Origin of the sequence: Flavobacterium sp. (assembly GCF_029242675.1) — a bacterium.
Lineage (GTDB): Bacteria > Bacteroidota > Bacteroidia > Flavobacteriales > Flavobacteriaceae > Flavobacterium.
The window spans coordinates 1-17719 of the sequence record NZ_JAQWTM010000369.1 but is presented as its reverse complement, the minus strand read 5'-3'; the positions used below and the strand labels follow the sequence as shown (position 1 = coordinate 17719).

Here is a 17719-nt window from a genome sequence, read left to right as displayed (position 1 = left end):
TATAGTACAACAGCTAAGAAAACGCTGATTGGATACGAAAACGGATTATTGATTGTTGTGGATGCCGTTTCAGGCAAAATAACTCCGGTCGTAGATATCATCAATAAACAATTCTCGCCACGCATCAAAAAAGTCAACCATTTTACGGAGTTTGAAGGATTTGTTTATGTGTCCTGTGATTTCGGAATCGTACAATTCAATTTACAAACCCTACTTTTTGGTGACACCTATTTTATAGGAGATAATGGAGCAGAGATCATCGTAAACCAAACTACACTTTTTAATGGCTTTATTTACGCTGCCACAAATGCGGGTATTCGTAGAGCAGCTATAACAAATGCCAATTTAAATGATTTTAGACAATGGGAAGTGATAACAACCGGCAATTGGGTAGGTGTTGCTGCGTTTGATTCCCTGTTAGTCGCTGTTAATAGTGACGGCGTCATTCATAGGTACAATGCTACTACTAACTCGTTTTCAGGTTTTATAGCTTTACCACAACAGCCGTTAAATGCTCGAATTGTAGGGCTTAATTTAGTAGTTACGACGGCAAATAGCGTTTATATCTACAATGATCAACTCAGTTTAGTACGGCAAATTGCTAGTAGTCAAATAGGGGTAAACGGCTTACTATTTTCGTGTGCCACCATCATAAATGATGTGGTTTATTTGGGTACCAAAGAAAATGGACTTTTTGCTACGGCCTTAATTGCTAGTATCGTATTCGAAAATTTATCGCCGGCAGGTCCTTTGCGAAATGCTGTTTTTGCATTGCAAACTACGTCGACCTCTCTTTGGACTGTTTTTGGAGACTATGATGTACGGTATAATCCGTACGACCTTGACAGTTATGGTATTAGTAAATATACTAAGGAGGGTTGGCTTACAATTCCTTATGACAAAGTACTAGGTGCAAAGTCAATGGTGCGACTTACCATCAATCCGGCAGATGAAAATGAAGTGTATGCAAGTTCTTTTTTTTCCGGTTTGCTGAAGATCGTAAATGATGTTCCTACTCTTTTATACAATCAAAATAATAGCGGATTAGAAACCATAACGTATTTAGGTCCTAATTATTTTGACGTAAGAATAAACGGCGCTGCCTTTAATAAATCAGGTGATTTATGGGTCACTAACAGTCGTGTTAATAACGGAATAAAAGTGCTTCGCGCCAATGGGCAATGGCAAAAATACGCCACTGATAAAATTCTGTCCGCAAGTGAAGACAATAGCTTTTCACGAATGGTTATTGATAGAAACGGTGTAAAATGGATGGGAACGAATCGCGATGGACTCTTAGGATTTAATGACAACGGCTTAGTTTTCAAAAAAGTCACAGCCGGACCTGATACGGGAAATTTACCCATTTCGGATGTGCGAGCCTTGACAATAGATACTAAAAACCAGCTTTGGATAGGAACTACGAAGGGATTGCGTGTTTTAACTAATGTAGGAAGCTTTCAAACTGATGAGCAACCCGCTACAAGAGCTATTATTATCGAGGATGATGGTCTAGCGCAAGAGTTGTTGTTTGAACAGTTTATAACTGATATTGTCGTAGATGGAGCCAATAATAAATGGATAGGCACTGCGGATTCAGGAGTTTTTATGGTGTCGCCTAACGGGCAAGAAACCATCTATCATTTTACAGCAAATAATTCTCCTTTGCCAAGTAATGTCATTAATGATATTGATATTAATGGTATCACAGGCGAAGTTTTTATCGCTACTGCCAAAGGTTTAGTTTCTTTTAAAGGGGTTGCGACTAAGGCTAATGATGATCTATCTAATGTGTACGCTTATCCCAATCCCGTGCGACCGGGTTATGTAGGAACAGTAAAAATTGCGGGCTTGATTGATAAGGCAACAATAAAAATCACAGATATCCAAGGGAACCTTGTTTTTGAAACTACTTCCGAAGGAGGAACAATCGAGTGGGATACCACCGCTTTTGGCAAATACAAAGTAGCATCAGGAGTGTATATGATCTTTATATCCGCTCAAGACGGCATCGAAACTACAGTCAAAAAAGTAATGATCATAAGATAAATTAAAGGGAAAAATTCTATTTTTCAAGCTTTAAATTTTTCAATCTTTAAATTAAAATCGTGCAAGTTAAAACCAAAGCAATCGTTATTTCATCTATTAAATACCAAGAAAAAAGCTTGATTGTAAAGTGTTTTACGTTGTCTCACGGTGTAAAATCCTATTTTGTACGGAATGCTTTTGCAGGACGGAAATCAAACCAAAAAATCGCTTATTTCCAGCCACTTACCATTTTAGAAATCGAAGCAGTCCACAAAAACAAAGGTACTTTAGAGCATTTCAAGGAGATAAAAATTAGTACGCCCTTTCAGTCTATTCACTCGGATATCTATAAAAGTACCATCGTGATGTTTGTATCCGAGATATTGTACCACTCTATTCATGAGGAAGAAGAAAATGAAGCGCTGTTTAGTTTTTTAGAAGTCGCTTTATTTTGGCTCGATGCGCATGACGAAATCGCTAATTTTCACTTAATTCTGCTATTAGAAGTCTCAAAATATTTGGGTTTTTATCCTGATACGTCGGATATTGATATGCCTTTTTTTGAAATGACCGAAGGTGTTTTCACTCCCTTTAGTGCCATGAGTTCCCTTACTGCTCATGAAACCAGTTTGTTCAAAAAGCTTTTAGATTTAAAATTAGACAACGATCAAAAAGTGTTTCATGTGATTGAAAGACAATTGCTGTTGAAAATTTTGATCGATTACTACGGCTACCATCTTGACGGTTTTAGAAAACCAAAATCATTAGATGTTTTAAAAGAGGTTTTTTCTTAAATCTTGGGCGTGCCCCTGAGATTGCTTCGTCATTCCTCCTCACAACTCTGGGTCTGGCTGTATGCTATATCTTTTATTCCGCAAGCTCCATAAAAGGATGCCGCTTCCATCCTTCACGCAAAATTGAATAAGATTACCTAGGACGCACTATTTTTGTAAGATTTATTTATATATTAGCAACTATGATTCTACTTATTACAAGATGCAGCACCTGTCTTCGTTGTAAATGCGCAATTAACTTGCTAGCATTTCTAAGTTGGATAAAATTTAAATAAAAACTATGCAACTAACACAAATTATTTTAGAAATATTAATCTTTCTATGCGGATTATATGTAGCTTTTTTCAAAAGTTATTTTACAGAAAAAGGGAAAAATTTAGCTACACTTGAAGACATTGAAGATATTACTAAAAAAGTAGAAGAAGTGAAATCTGAAATTCAAAAGCAACAATCAGTTGAAAAGCAAAAAAGAGATCTAAAGTATAATGCATTATTAAATTCTTTAACTCTGATTGACGCTCATTACTCTCAACTACTGTCTCCAGGTCCAGGTCAAAAAATTAAAAGGCAACATGCAACTACAGAAGAAGCTAGAAGATGTCATAACGATTTAATTCTTACTTCTGATAATATTGAATTAATTGAAATGTTTTCTTTAATAATGTTCGGAAATAGCGATACTACTAAAGAAGCGCCTACAACTCTTTTAAATAAATTCAGAAACATGATACGAAAAGACTTGGGCTTTGGAAGTGAAATCCCATTAAATGAGGAAATAGCTTGGTTTGGATACTTTACAGGTGAAAAAGATTAAAGGTTGCCTCACATTAAGGAAATCTAGCGCGCATTTGCAATCCGTTCCCACAACAATTAATATAGCTATCCATTCAAGCCAAGTTCAAATTCAGATTAGACTCGTTATGTAACTTTCGACTTTCAACTTTCGACTTGTGACATAATTTTATTACTTTCGCAAATCGATTAAAGAAAAGGATAAAATGAGCACAAAATTTACTGAATACAAAGGACTTGACTTGCCTACAGTGGCGTCAGAAGTACTGGATTTTTGGAAGAAAGAAAATATATTTGAGAAGAGTGTAACCACTCGCGAAGGCAACCAACCGTTTGTATTTTTTGAAGGCCCTCCTTCAGCAAATGGATTACCGGGAATTCACCACGTTATGGCTCGTGCTATTAAAGATATTTTTTGTAGATATAAAACTCAAAAAGGATTTCAAGTAAAACGTAAAGCCGGTTGGGATACACACGGTTTACCAGTAGAATTAGGTACTGAGAAGGAACTTGGAATTACCAAAGAAGATATTGGGACAAAGATTTCTATCGAAGAATATAACGAAGCCTGTAAAAAAACAGTGATGCGTTATACAGATGTATGGAATGATTTGACCGAAAAAATGGGGTATTGGGTAGATATGGAAGATCCATATGTTACTTATAAACCGAAGTATATGGAAACGGTTTGGTGGATTTTGAAACAAATCTATAACAAAGATTTGATGTACAAAGGCTACACCATTCAGCCGTATTCTCCAAAAGCTGGAACAGGATTATCGTCTCACGAAGTAAATCAACCAGGTTCGTATCGTGATGTTACGGATACTACGGTGGTAGCTCAATTTAAAGCGATTGAAGCCACTTTACCAGTTGCCTTTAAAGGTTTTGGTGCAGTAGATATCCTAGCCTGGACGACAACACCTTGGACTTTACCATCAAATACAGCACTTACGGTAGGGCCAAAAATTGATTATGCTTTAGTAAAAACATTCAATCAATATACCTTTTTACCATCTAATGTAGTTTTAGCTAAAAACTTAGTAGGAAAGCAATTTTCAAAAGGATTTTTTGCAAGTGAAGACCCTGCCGATTTTGCGAATTTCAAAGAAGGAGATAAAAAGATTCCGTTTCAAATAATTGCTGAAGCAAAAGGAGCTGATTTAGTTGGTATTAAGTACGAACAATTAATGCCATTAGTAGTACCATATCAAAATGCTGAAAATGCGTTTAGGGTAATATCGGGTGATTTTGTAACGACAGAAGACGGAACTGGAATTGTACACACATCGCCAACTTTTGGTGCTGATGATGCAAAAGTGGCGAAAGAAGCTACGCCAGAAGTACCGCCAATGTTAGTGTTAGACGAAAATGGTATTCCAGTGCCTTTAGTTGACTTGCAAGGAAAATTTGTTCACGGACTTGGAGATTTGTCGGGTAAATATGTTAAAAACGAATATTATAATGATGGCGAAGCTCCAGAACGCTCTGTAGATGTTGAAATCGCCATCAGACTTAAAGAAGAAAATAAAGCATTCAAGGTGGAGAAATACGTGCACAGTTACCCACATTGTTGGAGAACAGATAAGCCTATTTTGTATTATCCTCTAGATTCTTGGTTTATCAAAATCACGGAAGTTAGAGACAGAATGTTCGACTTGAACGAAACGATTAACTGGAAACCAAAATCAACGGGTGAAGGACGTTTTGGTAACTGGATAAAAAATGCCAATGACTGGAACTTATCACGTTCAAGATATTGGGGAATCCCATTGCCAATTTGGAGAACTGAAGATAAGCAAGAAGAAATTCTGATTGGCTCTGTTGAAGAATTGTACAATGAAATCGAAAAATCGATTGCAGCAGGTGTTCAAAAAGAAAATCCTTTTAAAGGGTTTGAAATTGGAAACATGGCGGATAGTAACTACGATTTAATTGACCTACATAAAAATGTGGTGGATGAAATTACCTTAGTTTCTGCATCAGGAAAACCAATGGTGCGTGAAGCTGATTTGATCGATGTATGGTTTGACTCAGGTTCTATGCCTTATGCGCAGTGGCATTATCCTTTTGAAAACAAAGACAAAATCGACCAGAACAAAGATTTTCCAGCTGATTTCATCGCTGAGGGTGTCGATCAAACGCGTGGTTGGTTTTATACCTTACATGCAATTGGTACTTTGGTTTTTGATAAAGTAGCCTATAAAAATGTTGTTTCGAATGGTTTAGTATTAGACAAGAACGGACAAAAAATGTCTAAACGTCTTGGTAATGCAGCGGACCCTTTTGAAACACTCTCAGAGTATGGACCTGATGCTACGCGCTGGTACATGATCTCTAATGCAAACCCTTGGGACAACCTAAAGTTTGACTTAGAAGGAATTGCTGAGGTACGTCGTAAGTTCTTTGGAACATTATATAACACCTATTCGTTCTTTAGTTTGTATGCGAATATCGATGGGTTCAAATACGAAGAAGCCGAAATTCCGGTAAACGAAAGACCTGAAATTGATCAATGGATCATCTCGGAGTTGAATACTTTGGTTAAGGAAGTGGATACTTTTTATGCTGATTATGAACCTACAAAAGCGGCTCGTGCTATCTCTGAATTTGTTCAAGAAAACTTGAGTAACTGGTACGTGCGTTTGTGCAGAAGACGCTTCTGGAAAGGGGAATATGCACAAGATAAAATTGCTGCTTACCAAACACTTTATACCTGTTTATTAACCATCAGTAAGTTGGGAGCGCCTATCGCACCTTTCTTCATGGATAAACTTTACAGAGACTTAACGGTAGCAACAAAGACAGAAGAATTCGAGAGTGTACATTTGGCACAGTTCCCAATTTCGGTTGAAAACTATGTTAATAAAATGTTAGAGAGCAAAATGCAGAAAGCACAGACGATCTCATCACTGGTTTTATCACTAAGAAAGAAGGAAATGATCAAGGTACGTCAACCCTTGCAAAAGGTAATGATTCCGGTACTTGACGAGGCGCAAAGAGCGCAAATTGAGGCGGTTTCTGACCTGATAAAAGCCGAGGTAAACGTTAAAGAAATCGTTCTTTTAGATGATGCCTCTGGAGTTTTAGTGAAGCAAATAAAACCTAATTTCAAAGCACTTGGACCTCGCTTTGGAAAAGATATGGGCTTGATTTCTAAAGAGATACAAGGTTTTACGGCAGACCAAATTAATGCTTTGGATAAGGATGGAAGTCTAGAAATTGTTATTGCAGGAAATACCGTAACTTTATCAATAGAAGATGTAGAGATTACATCACAAGATATTGAAGGCTGGTTGGTTGCAAATGCTAATGGAATTACGGTTGCGCTAGACATTACAATCTCAGAAGAATTGAAACAAGAAGGGATTGCAAGAGAATTAGTAAACAGAATTCAGAATATCCGTAAAGATTCAGGCTTCGAAGTTACAGATAAGATTAAAGTTCAATTACAAAGAGACGGGCTTCTTGAGGAAGCAATTCTTAAAAACGAAGACTATATTAAGTCAGAAACATTGACCAGCGAATTGGTTTTTATGGACGAAGTAAATAATGGTACGGAAATTGAATTTGACGACATAAAAACAATGATTTTAATTTCAAAATAACATAAAGATGGTAGATGAAGCTACAAGATACTCTGACGCAGACTTAGCAGAGTTCAAAGATATTATCCTTAAAAAAATAGAGAAAGCACAGTCTGATTTAGATTTGATAAAAAGTGCCTATATGAATGATTTAAATAACGGGACGGATGATACCTCTCCTACATTCAAAGCATTTGAAGAAGGTAGCGAAACCATGTCCAAAGAAGCAAACTCACAATTGGCGATTCGCCAAGAAAAATTCATACGTGATTTGAAGAACGCACTTTTCCGTGTTGAAAATAAAACCTACGGACTTTGTAAAGTAACGGGTAAGTTAATTAGCAAAGAAAGATTGAAAATTGTACCTCATGCTACTATGAGTATCGAAGCTAAAAACTTGCAACGATAAACGGCAATTAGTTAGAAAAATATTAACGCTCCTTTCGGGGCGTTTTTTTTGATAAAATTATTACTTTTACGCACTTAAAATTTAAAAAATGTCATTACGAAAAGCGTATCTACTTATCTTCATTATCTTATTAGTGGATCAAGTTTCTAAATTATATGTAAAAACTAATTTTGTATTAGGGGAAGAAGTTGAGGTCTTTCGATGGTTTAAAATACTTTTTATCGAAAACGAAGGAATGGCATGGGGTACAAAAATACCTGGAGCGTACGGCAAATTATTCTTGACTTTGTTCCGGTTGTTTGCAGTAGGAGGAATAGGCTATTGGCTTTGGGATGCTACTGAACGAAAAAAGAGTTCGAATTTCCTGATTGTTTCTATTGCTTTGATATTTGCTGGAGCCGTTGGAAACATTATTGATTCTGTTTTTTACGGAGTAATCTTTGACGGAAGTCAAGGACAACTAGCTACATTGTTTTCTGATCAGCCGTATGGTACTTGGTTTCATGGTCAGGTGGTAGATATGTTTTATTTCCCTATTTGGCATGGAAGTTTACCCGCATGGTTGCCAGTTTGGGGAGGTAGAGATTTTACTTTTTTTAATGCTATTTTCAATATTGCTGATATGGCAATTTCAACAGGAGTGGGGATATTAATCTTTTTTAATAAAAAAGCATTTCATCAAACGGCATCATAAAGTCAAAAAATAAACGAATACAAAAGGCCTGTTTCAATTTTGAAACAGGCCTTTTGTATTGCGGCAAATAAAGATTAATTGGTGGTTAAAAATTAGACGATGAAAGAGTTACTATTTAATGTCTATTTTTTGTTGTGCACGAATCATTTTAATTAAATTCAATTGTTCTCCGTTTTCTGTGTTTATTTGTACCAAGCCAAGTTTTTTACTCCAAACAAAGTTTTTTATTTTAAGGTCAGGTATGTTATTGAACTTTTCCAAATTATCTATTAGGTAGCCTTCTTGTTTTCCAAAACCTTGTAAAACTATCGATGTGTCTTTTAAAGTTGATTGGTTAAATTCTACGTCATAAATTCTAATTACGGGAATAGTAGTTTGCTGCTTGTCCTTGACATGTTGTAATAAATAATTTGAATCGCTCATTGTTTTATTATGAGAATATTTAAAATCAACAGTATAGGCTTCAGGGTCTACAGTAGATACGGCTGGATTGCATTTTCCTGTTGGTAAAGAATGCGTTTTATCAAGTATAAAAATAGTATCTCTTTTTAGGGAATCTAGTTTATATTGGAATATTGCCATATCACCTTTTTCATAAGTAGCAGTCCAATATATTTCATTTTCTTGAAAATAAAGTTTTTCACAACCAAAACTACAGCCAACAAATGAAAGGATGATGACACATGAAAAGAAGAGTAAATAGTTTCTAAGCATAATCTAAAATTAATTTTAATTCCTGTTTTTTGCTACTCATTTTGTCTCAATAAAAAAGCATCAAAAAATGTTAAAAAGTATAGATTTCTTTTGGTGTTACACAGTAATCGAGTTGTACATCGCCTTCAAAAATATCGGATATCTCTTCTTCGGGTTCAAAAAAAGAAAGTCCAATTTTAATGACATCAGGTTGGCAGTCTGATAAAAATTGATCGTAAAATCCTTTTCCGTAGCCCACTCGGTTTCCTTTTTTGTCATAGGCGAGAAGCGGGACAAAAACGACTTCTAATTTTTTGGCAGGTACTTCGATACCGTCAACTGGCTCAGGAATATTGTACTCGTTTTTTTTGATTTTTGTATTGTCAGTCAATAGAAAATGAGTCATCTCTCGGGTTTCAAAGTTAGATTTCGAAATTAAAATCTCCTTGTCTTTTCCAGAGAGAAGATGCAAAATCAATTCGGTATCTACTTCTTTTTGCTCCGTTATCGGTAAAAAAACGTGAAAGTAGGTCTTGTCCCAAATAGGGAGTTGCAGCACCTTATTGGCAATAGCCAAATTCATTTCTTCGAGTTCAACTTCAGTAAGGGATTGCCTGAGTGTTTTATACTTTTTTCGTAATGTGCTCTTACTGTTATCCATTCATCAGTGTTTTAGAAATATGAAAAATAGCATCTCCCTGATAAATTATCGGTGAATGGTTGGCGTTAATAATGTATCCGTCATTGGGTGCTTTAACAATATGTTCAAATTTCCCAAAAGGATCTGTAATTGTTGCTAAAACACTACCTTTTTTGACAAAAGCACCAATAGTATTATGGTCATGAAGTAAACCTGAATATTTGGCTCTGATCCAAGATGATTTTTCGATATAAATAGTTTCATTTGCAGGATGTTCCACAATGTGTCTTGTTTCTAGCATGTTCAAATGAGATAAAAAACGCTTGGTTCCCGCTACGCCTGCACTAGCAACCGACTCGTTAATATCGAGTGATTTACCACCTTCAAAAAGTAACATTTTTACACCAAGTTTTTGACTAGCATTTCTAAACGAACCAGCAATGTTTTTAGAAAACAAGGTGTAAGGTGCATTAAAAACATCAGCTAACTGCTTTAATTCAGGACTATTGGGTGCCAACCGAATTTGCGGAGCATTAAAGCGGCTCGCGCCACCGGCATGAAAATCTACGGCATAATCTACTTGTGGCATGATTTCAGTTAAAATATGATAGGCAAATCGACCCGCTAGCGAACCTTTTTTAGATCCAGGAAATACACGGTTTAAGTCTCTTCCATCAGGAAATTGGCGTGACATATTGATAAAACCAAACATATTAATGATCGGAATACATATTATTGTTCCTCTTTTAGGCTTGTTGATTTTTTTAGCGATCAGTTGGCGAACGATTTCTACACCATTAATTTCATCTCCATGAATACCGGCCGAAAATAAAACTACAGGTCCTTCAATTTTAGAGCGCGATACGATTATCGGGATTTTTAGTTTGGCAGTATTATGTAATTTTGCAATCTCCATGTCAATGGTTTTGCTTTCTCCGGGTAGGATCGATTCTCCAAGTATGCTAATTGCTTTCGTATTTTTCATAGGTAATTAAAAGGCTAAATGTAAAGATTATTATTTGGAATTCGTAAATTTGGAATGATTTCAAGAAATAACCTCATTAAAATTCAATCGCATCAGAGCACTGAAACTGAGCGAAACAATACTACAATGCAAAACCCAACTCTAGAGCTTCAAATTCAAACTTTACCAGATGGTCCCGGTGTTTATCAGTATTATGATAAGGACGGGAAGATTTTATATGTGGGAAAAGCAAAGAATCTAAAAAAGCGAGTTTCCTCTTATTTTAATAAAATTCATGATGCTGCCAAAACTAATGTGTTGGTCAAGAAAATTGTAACCATTAAGCATATTGTTGTCCCTACTGAAACAGATGCTTTATTGTTAGAGAATAATTTAATAAAAACACTTCAGCCGCGGTACAATGTACTGTTGCGTGATGATAAAAGCTATCCGTGGCTGTGTATTAAGAAAGAGCCTTTTTCACGAATTTTTGCAACACGCAGAATGGTAAAAGATGGGTCTGAATATTTTGGGCCGTACACTAGTTTTAAAACAGTCAATACTATTTTAGAATTGATTAAGGAGTTATATCCCTTACGAACGTGTAACTATGATTTGAGTCAATCCAATATCAACAGCGGAAAATTTAAGGTGTGTTTAGAATACCACATAGGCAATTGCAAAGGTCCGTGTGAAGGACATGAATCGCTCCAAAATTATCAAAAGCAAGTTGATGCAATTCGAGAAATCCTAAAAGGGAATTTCAAAGAAAGCATGAAAGATTTTAAACGCGTGATGATCGAATTAGCCCAAGACATGCATTTTGAGGAAGCCCAAAAAATCAAAGAAAAAATAGAGGTTTTAGAAAACTATCAGTCACGTTCGACTATTGTAAACCCAAAGATTACCAATATTGATGTTTTCTCGATTGTTTCGGATGAAAGTGCAGCGTATATCAATTTTTTACAAATTTCGCATGGTTCGATTATTCGTTCGCATACCATGGAAATTAAGAAAAAACTAGAGGAGACTGACGAAGAGTTGCTGGAACTGGCTATTATTGAACTTAGAGAACGATTTCAATTATTGTCCAGAGAGATTATCGTTCCTTTTGGAGTTGACCTTGGCGAGACGATTAAAGTAACCGTGCCTCAATTAGGGGATAAAAAACAAATCTTAGATTTATCGATTCGCAATGCAAAGTTTTACCGTATCGAACAACTTAAGCAATTGCAAATTGTTGATCCCGACAGGCACACCAATCGAATTATGGCACAAATGCAAAAAGATTTGCGTCTGCCAGTAGAGCCAAGACATATCGAATGTTTTGATAACTCGAATATTCAGGGAACCAATCCAGTTGCCGCTTGTGTAGTGTTTAAAGATGGTAAGCCTAGTAAAAAAGATTACCGACATTTTAATATCAAAACCGTTGAAGGACCTGATGATTTTGCTTCGATGGAAGAAGTTGTATACCGCCGTTACAAGCGTCTTTTAGATGAAAAAGAACCATTACCTAATTTAATTATTATCGATGGTGGTAAAGGACAATTGTCCTCGGCGTTAAAAAGTTTAGATGCACTGGATTTAAGAGGGAAAATTGCGATTATTGGAATTGCAAAACGATTAGAAGAACTTTTTTATCCCGGAGATTCGGTGCCGTTATATCTGGACAAAAAGTCGGAGACTTTAAAAGTAATTCAGCAATTGCGAAACGAAGCCCATCGATTTGGTATAACACATCACAGAGACAAACGCAGTAAAGCAGCTTTGAATTCCTCCATAGAATCTATCCCAGGTATTGGTGAAAAAACAATGCTAACGTTAATTCAATATTTCAAAAGTGTTAAAAGATTGAAGTTAGCCTCCGAAAAAGAAATAACGGAGGTCATTGGACTGTCAAAAGCGAAAAAAATTGTCGACTTTTACAATGCATTGCCTAAATAACACTAATTGGTATTTTTTTTAATGCTTGAACTTTTAGAAAGTAATCACTATTTATGAAAAAATATATCCTGTTACTATTCACTTTTTTTGTTTGTTGTAGTTCTTTTGCTCAAGAACAAAACAGACCCAAGGTAGGTTTGGTCCTAAGTGGTGGAGGTGCTAAAGGATTTGCACATATTGGTGTTTTAAAAGTATTAGAAGAAGCAGGTGTTAAAATTGATTATATTGGAGGAACAAGTATGGGATCTGTAATTGGAGGGCTGTATGCAACCGGTTACAATGCAGCTCAAATTGATTCTATCTTTCAGTCCACTAATTTTAATGAGCTGATCACAGATTTTATCCCAAGATCCTCCAAGAATTTCTACGAAAAAAGAAATGATGAACTATATGCTTTAGTGCTACCTTTTAATAAATTCAAGGTAGGTATTCCTGAAGCGCTTTCTAAAGGCATGTACAATTTTAACTTGCTAAGTAGTGTAACAAGAAGCGTGCGGTACCAGCGCGATTTCCTCCAGTTACCAACCCCTTTTTTATGTATAGGAACGGATATTGAGACGGGCAAACAAGTGATTTTTAATAAAGGGAATTTAGCACAAGCCATTATAGCAAGTTCCGCTTTTCCTTCGCTTTTTTCCCCTGTGCAAATTGATGGAAAGCTGATAGTCGACGGTGGAGTGACGAACAACTACCCTATTGATGAGGTTAAAATGTTAGGCGCTGATATTATAATAGGTGTCGATGTGCAAGATGATTTACTAAAAAGAATTTCCCTAAAAGACGCAACCAAAATTTTGGTCCAAATTAATAACCTCCATACCATCGAAAAGATGAAGGAAAACATTAAAAAAACCGATATTTACATCAAGCCCGATATTAGAGATTTTGGGGTGATTTCTTTTGATAAAGGAAAAGAAATCATCAAGAAGGGAGAGGAAGCAACATTTGCAGTATTTGAAAAAATAAAAGTGCTTGGAGAAGGAGCCAATAAGTATGAAAAGCCTAAATTAAAACTACCGATTGATAGTTTGCAAATTGATAAAATTAATCTTGGACCACTTACGAACTATACTAAAGAATACGTAACTAGTAAATTGCGATTTAAACCAGGTATAACCATTGCATACGAGCAGCTTATCAAAGGTATTAATAATCTGAATGCTACTCAAAATTTTAGTGCCATTGATTATTCCTTGGATAAAGGAAACGACGGTAAAGACAATCTAAACTTAAACTTAGTTGAAAACCCTACTCAAACGTACTTGAAGTTTGGTTTACATTACGATGGCTTATTTAAAAGTGGGGTGTTAGTTAATTTAACACGCAAAAAAACATTGTTTAAAAATGATATTGCATCATTAGACATTGTTTTAGGGGATAATTTCAGGTATAATTTTGATTATTATGTTGAAAACGGTTATAACTTAAGTTTAGGATTTAAATCACAATTCAACCAGTTTAACCGTAATGTAGCTGCGGAATTAAGTGGATTGAATTTAGTTAATCTTGGGGTTACGTCTATCAATATGGATTATTCTGACCTTACCAATCAGTTGTATTTTCAATCCTTATTCGTGCAAAAATTTTTATTAGGTGCGGGAGTAGAATATAAAAATTTAAGAATCAAATCACCTACACTCGATAACTCTAATCAATTTATTGAAAAAAGTGACTATGGTAGTGTATTTGGTTATCTAAAGTACGACTCCTTTGATGACAAATACTTTCCAACCAAAGGCTGGTCATTCTCTAGCGATATACAATCGTACTTGCTTTCCTCTAATTACACTAAAAATTTCAATCCTTTTTCTATAGCTAAAGCTAATTTTGGAATTGCAGCTGCTGTATTTTCGCATGCGACTGTAAAGTTTGAAACCGAAGGTGGATTTTCTTTTGGAAGTGATAGTGTTCCCTACCTTAATTTTGTTTTAGGAGGCTATGGTTTTAATACGATCAATAATTTCAGGCATTTTTATGGATATGATTTTTTAAGCTTAGCGGGAAATAGTTATATCAAATCTTCTTTGAGCTTTGATTATGAAATATTCAAAAAGAATCATTTAAATGTTACAGCAAATTTTGCCAACATTGGAGATCGTATATTTGAAAGCGTTGATTGGATTTCAATCCCTAAATACTCGGGCTATGCGCTGGGTTATGGGTTAGAAACCGCTATTGGTCCAATTGAAATTAAGCACAGTTGGTCACCTGAAAATTCTAAAGGTTACACTTGGTTTAGTATAGGATTTATATTTTAAATTTATTTTTTATAAATAAAAATTCCGATATTTGTTATAATGAAAACGAAATGGACCGGTTTATTAGAATATCTGCAATTCCTTATCAAGAGAAATCCTGAATAGGTTACTTTTTTTTGATTTAGAATAGCAAAGTACAAAGCAATCTTGCTTGATTTAGTTACACTTAAAACAAAAAAAACATGCCATTATATCATAAACTAGGGACATTCCCTCAAAAAAGACATACACAGTTCGTAAAACCAAATGGGGGTTTTTACTACGAACAACTGTTTGGTACTGAAGGTTTCCACGGACATGCCTCGCTATCGTACCACGTTCATAGACCCACTCAGGTCAAAGAAATTTTAAATTCCTATTCAGTCGAGCCTAAAATAGCTATTGGTAAAAACATCAAGTCTTTGTTATTAAAAGGATTTGAATTAAAACCAGCCGACGATTTCCTAAAAAGCCGCAAAGCCATGTTAGTCAATAAAGACTGTACAATAGGACTTGCTGCACCACGAAAATCACTAACCGAATATTTTTATAAAAATGCCGATGCTGATGAAATGATTTTCATTCACAAAGGAAAAGGGAAATTGCGTACCATGCTAGGAAATATTCCTTTTGAGTACGGAGATTACCTGATTATTCCACGCGGAATCATTTACCAAATTCAGTTTGATACTGAAGATAATCGTCTGTTTTACGTCGAGTCGTTTGCGCCTTTTTATACTCCAAAACGTTATAAAAATGAGTCGGGACAGCATTTAGAACATTCCCCTTTTTGCGAACGCGATTTTATTTTGCCTACAGAATTAGAAACACACGACGAAAAAGGAGACTTTTTAATTAAAATCAAAAAAGAAGGCATGATGCATGAAGTGGTTTATGCCACGCATCCTTTTGACGTGATTGGTTGGGACGGCTATAATTTTCCATACGGATTTAGCATTCACAATTTCGAACCAATAACAGGGCGCGTACACCAACCGCCACCGGTGCATCAAACATTTGAAACGGCGACTTTTGTTGTTTGTTCGTTTGTGCCAAGGTTGTACGACTACCACCCAAAATCAGTTCCTGCGCCCTATAATCACAGTAATATTGACAGCGACGAAGTGTTGTATTATGTCGATGGTGATTTTATGAGCCGCAACAATATCGAGCAAGGACACATCACTTTACACCCAAAAGGAATTCCACACGGACCAGCACCGGGAGCAATGGAACGCAGTATAGGTCACACAGGTACTGAGGAATTGGCCGTTATGGTCGATACCTTCCGCCCGCTAATGGTTACTGAGGAAGCCATGGGATTGGACGATGGGCAATACTATAAATCTTGGGTGGAGTAATTTCCTTCTGAGCGAATTTGCAGTAGGAGCTATTTCCCGCTGTTCGCTATATCTTTATGTTTTTAAAGAAAAAACATAAAGGATGCCGCTACCATCAGGGCTAAAAATCAAATTTCAAAAAATCAATTCGGTTGCAACGATTAAATGATGCAACGATTAAACAAATAAATATCATGGCAAAAGAAGTAAAATCAGTAGAATACGGATTAGAAAAAATATTTGAAGGAGCACAAGATTTCCTTCCGTTATTAGGAACAGACTATGTAGAATTCTACGTAGGAAACGCAAAACAATCCGCTCATTATTACAAAACGGCTTTTGGTTACCAATCATTGGCGTATGCCGGATTAGAAACAGGAGTAAAGGACAGAACATCCTATGTGTTGAAGCAAGACAAAATTCGTATTGTTCTAACGACACCCTTAACGCAGGATTCTCCTATTCACGAACATCTTAAAAAACACGGTGACGGAGTTAAAGTAGCCGCTTTATGGGTTGAAGATGCAACATCAGCTTACGAAGAGACTATGAAACGTGGCGCACGCTCGTTCATGGAACCAACAGTGGAGAAAGACGAACATGGAGAAGTAGTTCGTTCTGGGATTTATACTTATGGAGAAACAGTACATATTTTTGTTGAGCGTAAAAACTACAATGGAATCTTTTTACCGGGTTATAAAGAGTGGAAATCTGATTACAATCCTGAAGCAACAGGTTTAAAATACATTGACCACATGGTTGGAAATGTAGGTTGGAACGAGATGAATACTTGGGTGAAGTTCTATGAAGAGGTTATGGGGTTTGTAAACTTCCTGTCTTTTGATGACAAGCAAATCACGACGGAGTATTCTGCCTTGATGAGTAAAGTAATGTCTAACGGAAACGGAAGAATTAAATTCCCAATCAACGAGCCAGCCGAAGGAAAGAAAAAATCACAAATAGAAGAATATTTAGACTTTTACGGAGGTCCAGGAATACAACATATCGCTATTGCTACAGATGACATTATTAAAACCGTAAGTCAGTTAAGAGCAAGAGGTGTGGAGTTTTTATCAGCACCGCCACATACCTACTACCAAGCTATTCCAGAACGATTGGGAGCGCACATGGGTATGATGAAAGAAGATATTAACGAAATAGAAAAATTAGCCATCATGGTAGATGCTGATGAAGATGGGTATTTATTGCAAATATTCACTAAACCAGTACAAGATAGACCAACCTTATTTTTTGAAATAATCCAAAGAATGGGTGCTAAAGGCTTTGGTGCCGGTAATTTTAAAGCTCTTTTTGAATCTATTGAGAGAGAACAGGAATTGCGAGGAACGCTATAAAAGACGCTTTTTTTTACATTATGTGAAAAAATAACCATTCAATTAGTTCGGAATTTATCAATGATTTGTTAAACTTTTTTTTTAGTTTTTAAATCTTGATTTGTTAGCTACCTTTGCACTCGCAAAATGGAAGGGGTGGTTTCCTTCCGATTTGATATAAATTTCATAATTTATAGTTTTTTGGTTAGTTAATAGCATAAAAACTCAGTCATTATTTGACTGAGTTTTTTTGTTTTAAT

Annotated in this window: 13 protein-coding genes; 10 read left to right on the top strand and 3 right to left on the bottom strand. The window is 35.8% G+C overall.

The annotated features are described in order from the left end of the window. The 6 genes from P8M54_RS13640 to P8M54_RS13615 all read left to right on the top strand — a co-directional run. The coding region (locus P8M54_RS13640; protein WP_300288500.1) for a T9SS type A sorting domain-containing protein at window positions 1–2049 on the top strand (2049 nt) is incomplete at its 5' end. A gap of 59 nt (window positions 2050–2108) precedes the next feature. Beyond that, the gene (recO, locus tag P8M54_RS13635) at window positions 2109–2822 is read left to right on the top strand and encodes a DNA repair protein RecO (protein WP_300288499.1); all 714 of its coding nucleotides are present in this window, start codon (window positions 2109–2111) and stop codon (window positions 2820–2822) included. 280 nt (window positions 2823–3102) lie between these two features. Further along, window positions 3103–3636 (top strand): hypothetical protein, encoded by a 534-nt coding sequence (locus P8M54_RS13630; RefSeq protein ID WP_300288498.1) that lies wholly within the window; start codon window positions 3103–3105, stop codon window positions 3634–3636. A gap of 184 nt (window positions 3637–3820) precedes the next feature. Continuing rightward, the gene (ileS, locus tag P8M54_RS13625) at window positions 3821–7222 is read left to right on the top strand and encodes an isoleucine--tRNA ligase (RefSeq protein WP_300288497.1); all 3402 of its coding nucleotides are present in this window, start codon (window positions 3821–3823) and stop codon (window positions 7220–7222) included. Between the two features lie 7 nt (window positions 7223–7229). Beyond that, entirely contained in the window at window positions 7230–7610 is a 381-nt protein-coding gene (locus tag P8M54_RS13620) for a TraR/DksA C4-type zinc finger protein (protein WP_300288496.1), read from the top strand. An 88-nt stretch (window positions 7611–7698) separates the two neighbouring features. Continuing rightward, on the top strand, window positions 7699–8304 hold the full coding sequence (locus tag P8M54_RS13615) for a lipoprotein signal peptidase (RefSeq protein ID WP_300288495.1): 606 nt from the start codon (window positions 7699–7701) through the stop codon (window positions 8302–8304). Window positions 8305–8415: 111 nt separating this feature from the next. On the opposite strand, the gene P8M54_RS13610 is transcribed toward P8M54_RS13615, so the two are convergent. From P8M54_RS13610 to P8M54_RS13600, 3 genes are all read right to left on the bottom strand, one after another. Then, on the bottom strand, window positions 8416–9018 hold the full coding sequence (locus P8M54_RS13610; protein WP_300288494.1) for a hypothetical protein: 603 nt from the start codon (window positions 9016–9018) through the stop codon (window positions 8416–8418). A gap of 70 nt (window positions 9019–9088) precedes the next feature. Further along, window positions 9089–9658, bottom strand: a complete 570-nt coding sequence (locus P8M54_RS13605; protein WP_300288493.1) for a 5-formyltetrahydrofolate cyclo-ligase — start codon at window positions 9656–9658, stop codon at window positions 9089–9091. Beyond that, window positions 9651–10622 carry a succinylglutamate desuccinylase/aspartoacylase family protein gene (locus P8M54_RS13600; protein ID WP_300288492.1) on the bottom strand — a complete coding sequence of 324 codons (972 nt, stop codon included), beginning with the start codon at window positions 10620–10622 and terminating at the stop codon, window positions 9651–9653. The genes P8M54_RS13605 and P8M54_RS13600 overlap by 8 nt, the downstream gene beginning before the upstream one ends. Window positions 10623–10748: 126 nt before the next feature. Between P8M54_RS13600 and uvrC the strand changes: the two genes are divergently transcribed. From uvrC to hppD, 4 genes are all read left to right on the top strand, one after another. After that, window positions 10749–12548 (top strand): excinuclease ABC subunit UvrC, encoded by a 1800-nt coding sequence (gene uvrC / locus P8M54_RS13595; RefSeq protein ID WP_300288490.1) that lies wholly within the window; start codon window positions 10749–10751, stop codon window positions 12546–12548. A gap of 53 nt (window positions 12549–12601) precedes the next feature. Next, the gene (locus P8M54_RS13590; RefSeq protein WP_300288489.1) at window positions 12602–14806 is read left to right on the top strand and encodes a patatin-like phospholipase family protein; all 2205 of its coding nucleotides are present in this window, start codon (window positions 12602–12604) and stop codon (window positions 14804–14806) included. 182 nt (window positions 14807–14988) lie between these two features. Continuing rightward, window positions 14989–16146 carry a homogentisate 1,2-dioxygenase gene (locus tag P8M54_RS13585; RefSeq protein ID WP_300288488.1) on the top strand — a complete coding sequence of 386 codons (1158 nt, stop codon included), beginning with the start codon at window positions 14989–14991 and terminating at the stop codon, window positions 16144–16146. A 173-nt stretch (window positions 16147–16319) separates the two neighbouring features. Further along, window positions 16320–17480, top strand: coding sequence for a 4-hydroxyphenylpyruvate dioxygenase (gene hppD, locus P8M54_RS13580; protein WP_300288487.1), 1161 nt, complete (start codon window positions 16320–16322; stop codon window positions 17478–17480). Window positions 17481–17719: the final 239 nt, after the last annotated feature.

Coding starts and splice junctions, on each gene's coding strand:
- P8M54_RS13630 (WP_300288498.1), top strand. CDS start 3,103: ATGCAACTAACACAAATTATTTTAGAAATATTAATCTTTCTATGCGGA.
- ileS (WP_300288497.1), top strand. CDS start 3,821: ATGAGCACAAAATTTACTGAATACAAAGGACTTGACTTGCCTACAGTG.
- P8M54_RS13620 (WP_300288496.1), top strand. CDS start 7,230: ATGGTAGATGAAGCTACAAGATACTCTGACGCAGACTTAGCAGAGTTC.
- P8M54_RS13615 (WP_300288495.1), top strand. CDS start 7,699: ATGTCATTACGAAAAGCGTATCTACTTATCTTCATTATCTTATTAGTG.
- P8M54_RS13610 (WP_300288494.1), bottom strand. CDS start 9,018: ATGCTTAGAAACTATTTACTCTTCTTTTCATGTGTCATCATCCTTTCA.
- P8M54_RS13605 (WP_300288493.1), bottom strand. CDS start 9,658: ATGGATAACAGTAAGAGCACATTACGAAAAAAGTATAAAACACTCAGG.
- P8M54_RS13600 (WP_300288492.1), bottom strand. CDS start 10,622: ATGAAAAATACGAAAGCAATTAGCATACTTGGAGAATCGATCCTACCC.
- uvrC (WP_300288490.1), top strand. CDS start 10,749: ATGCAAAACCCAACTCTAGAGCTTCAAATTCAAACTTTACCAGATGGT.
- P8M54_RS13590 (WP_300288489.1), top strand. CDS start 12,602: ATGAAAAAATATATCCTGTTACTATTCACTTTTTTTGTTTGTTGTAGT.
- P8M54_RS13585 (WP_300288488.1), top strand. CDS start 14,989: ATGCCATTATATCATAAACTAGGGACATTCCCTCAAAAAAGACATACA.
- hppD (WP_300288487.1), top strand. CDS start 16,320: ATGGCAAAAGAAGTAAAATCAGTAGAATACGGATTAGAAAAAATATTT.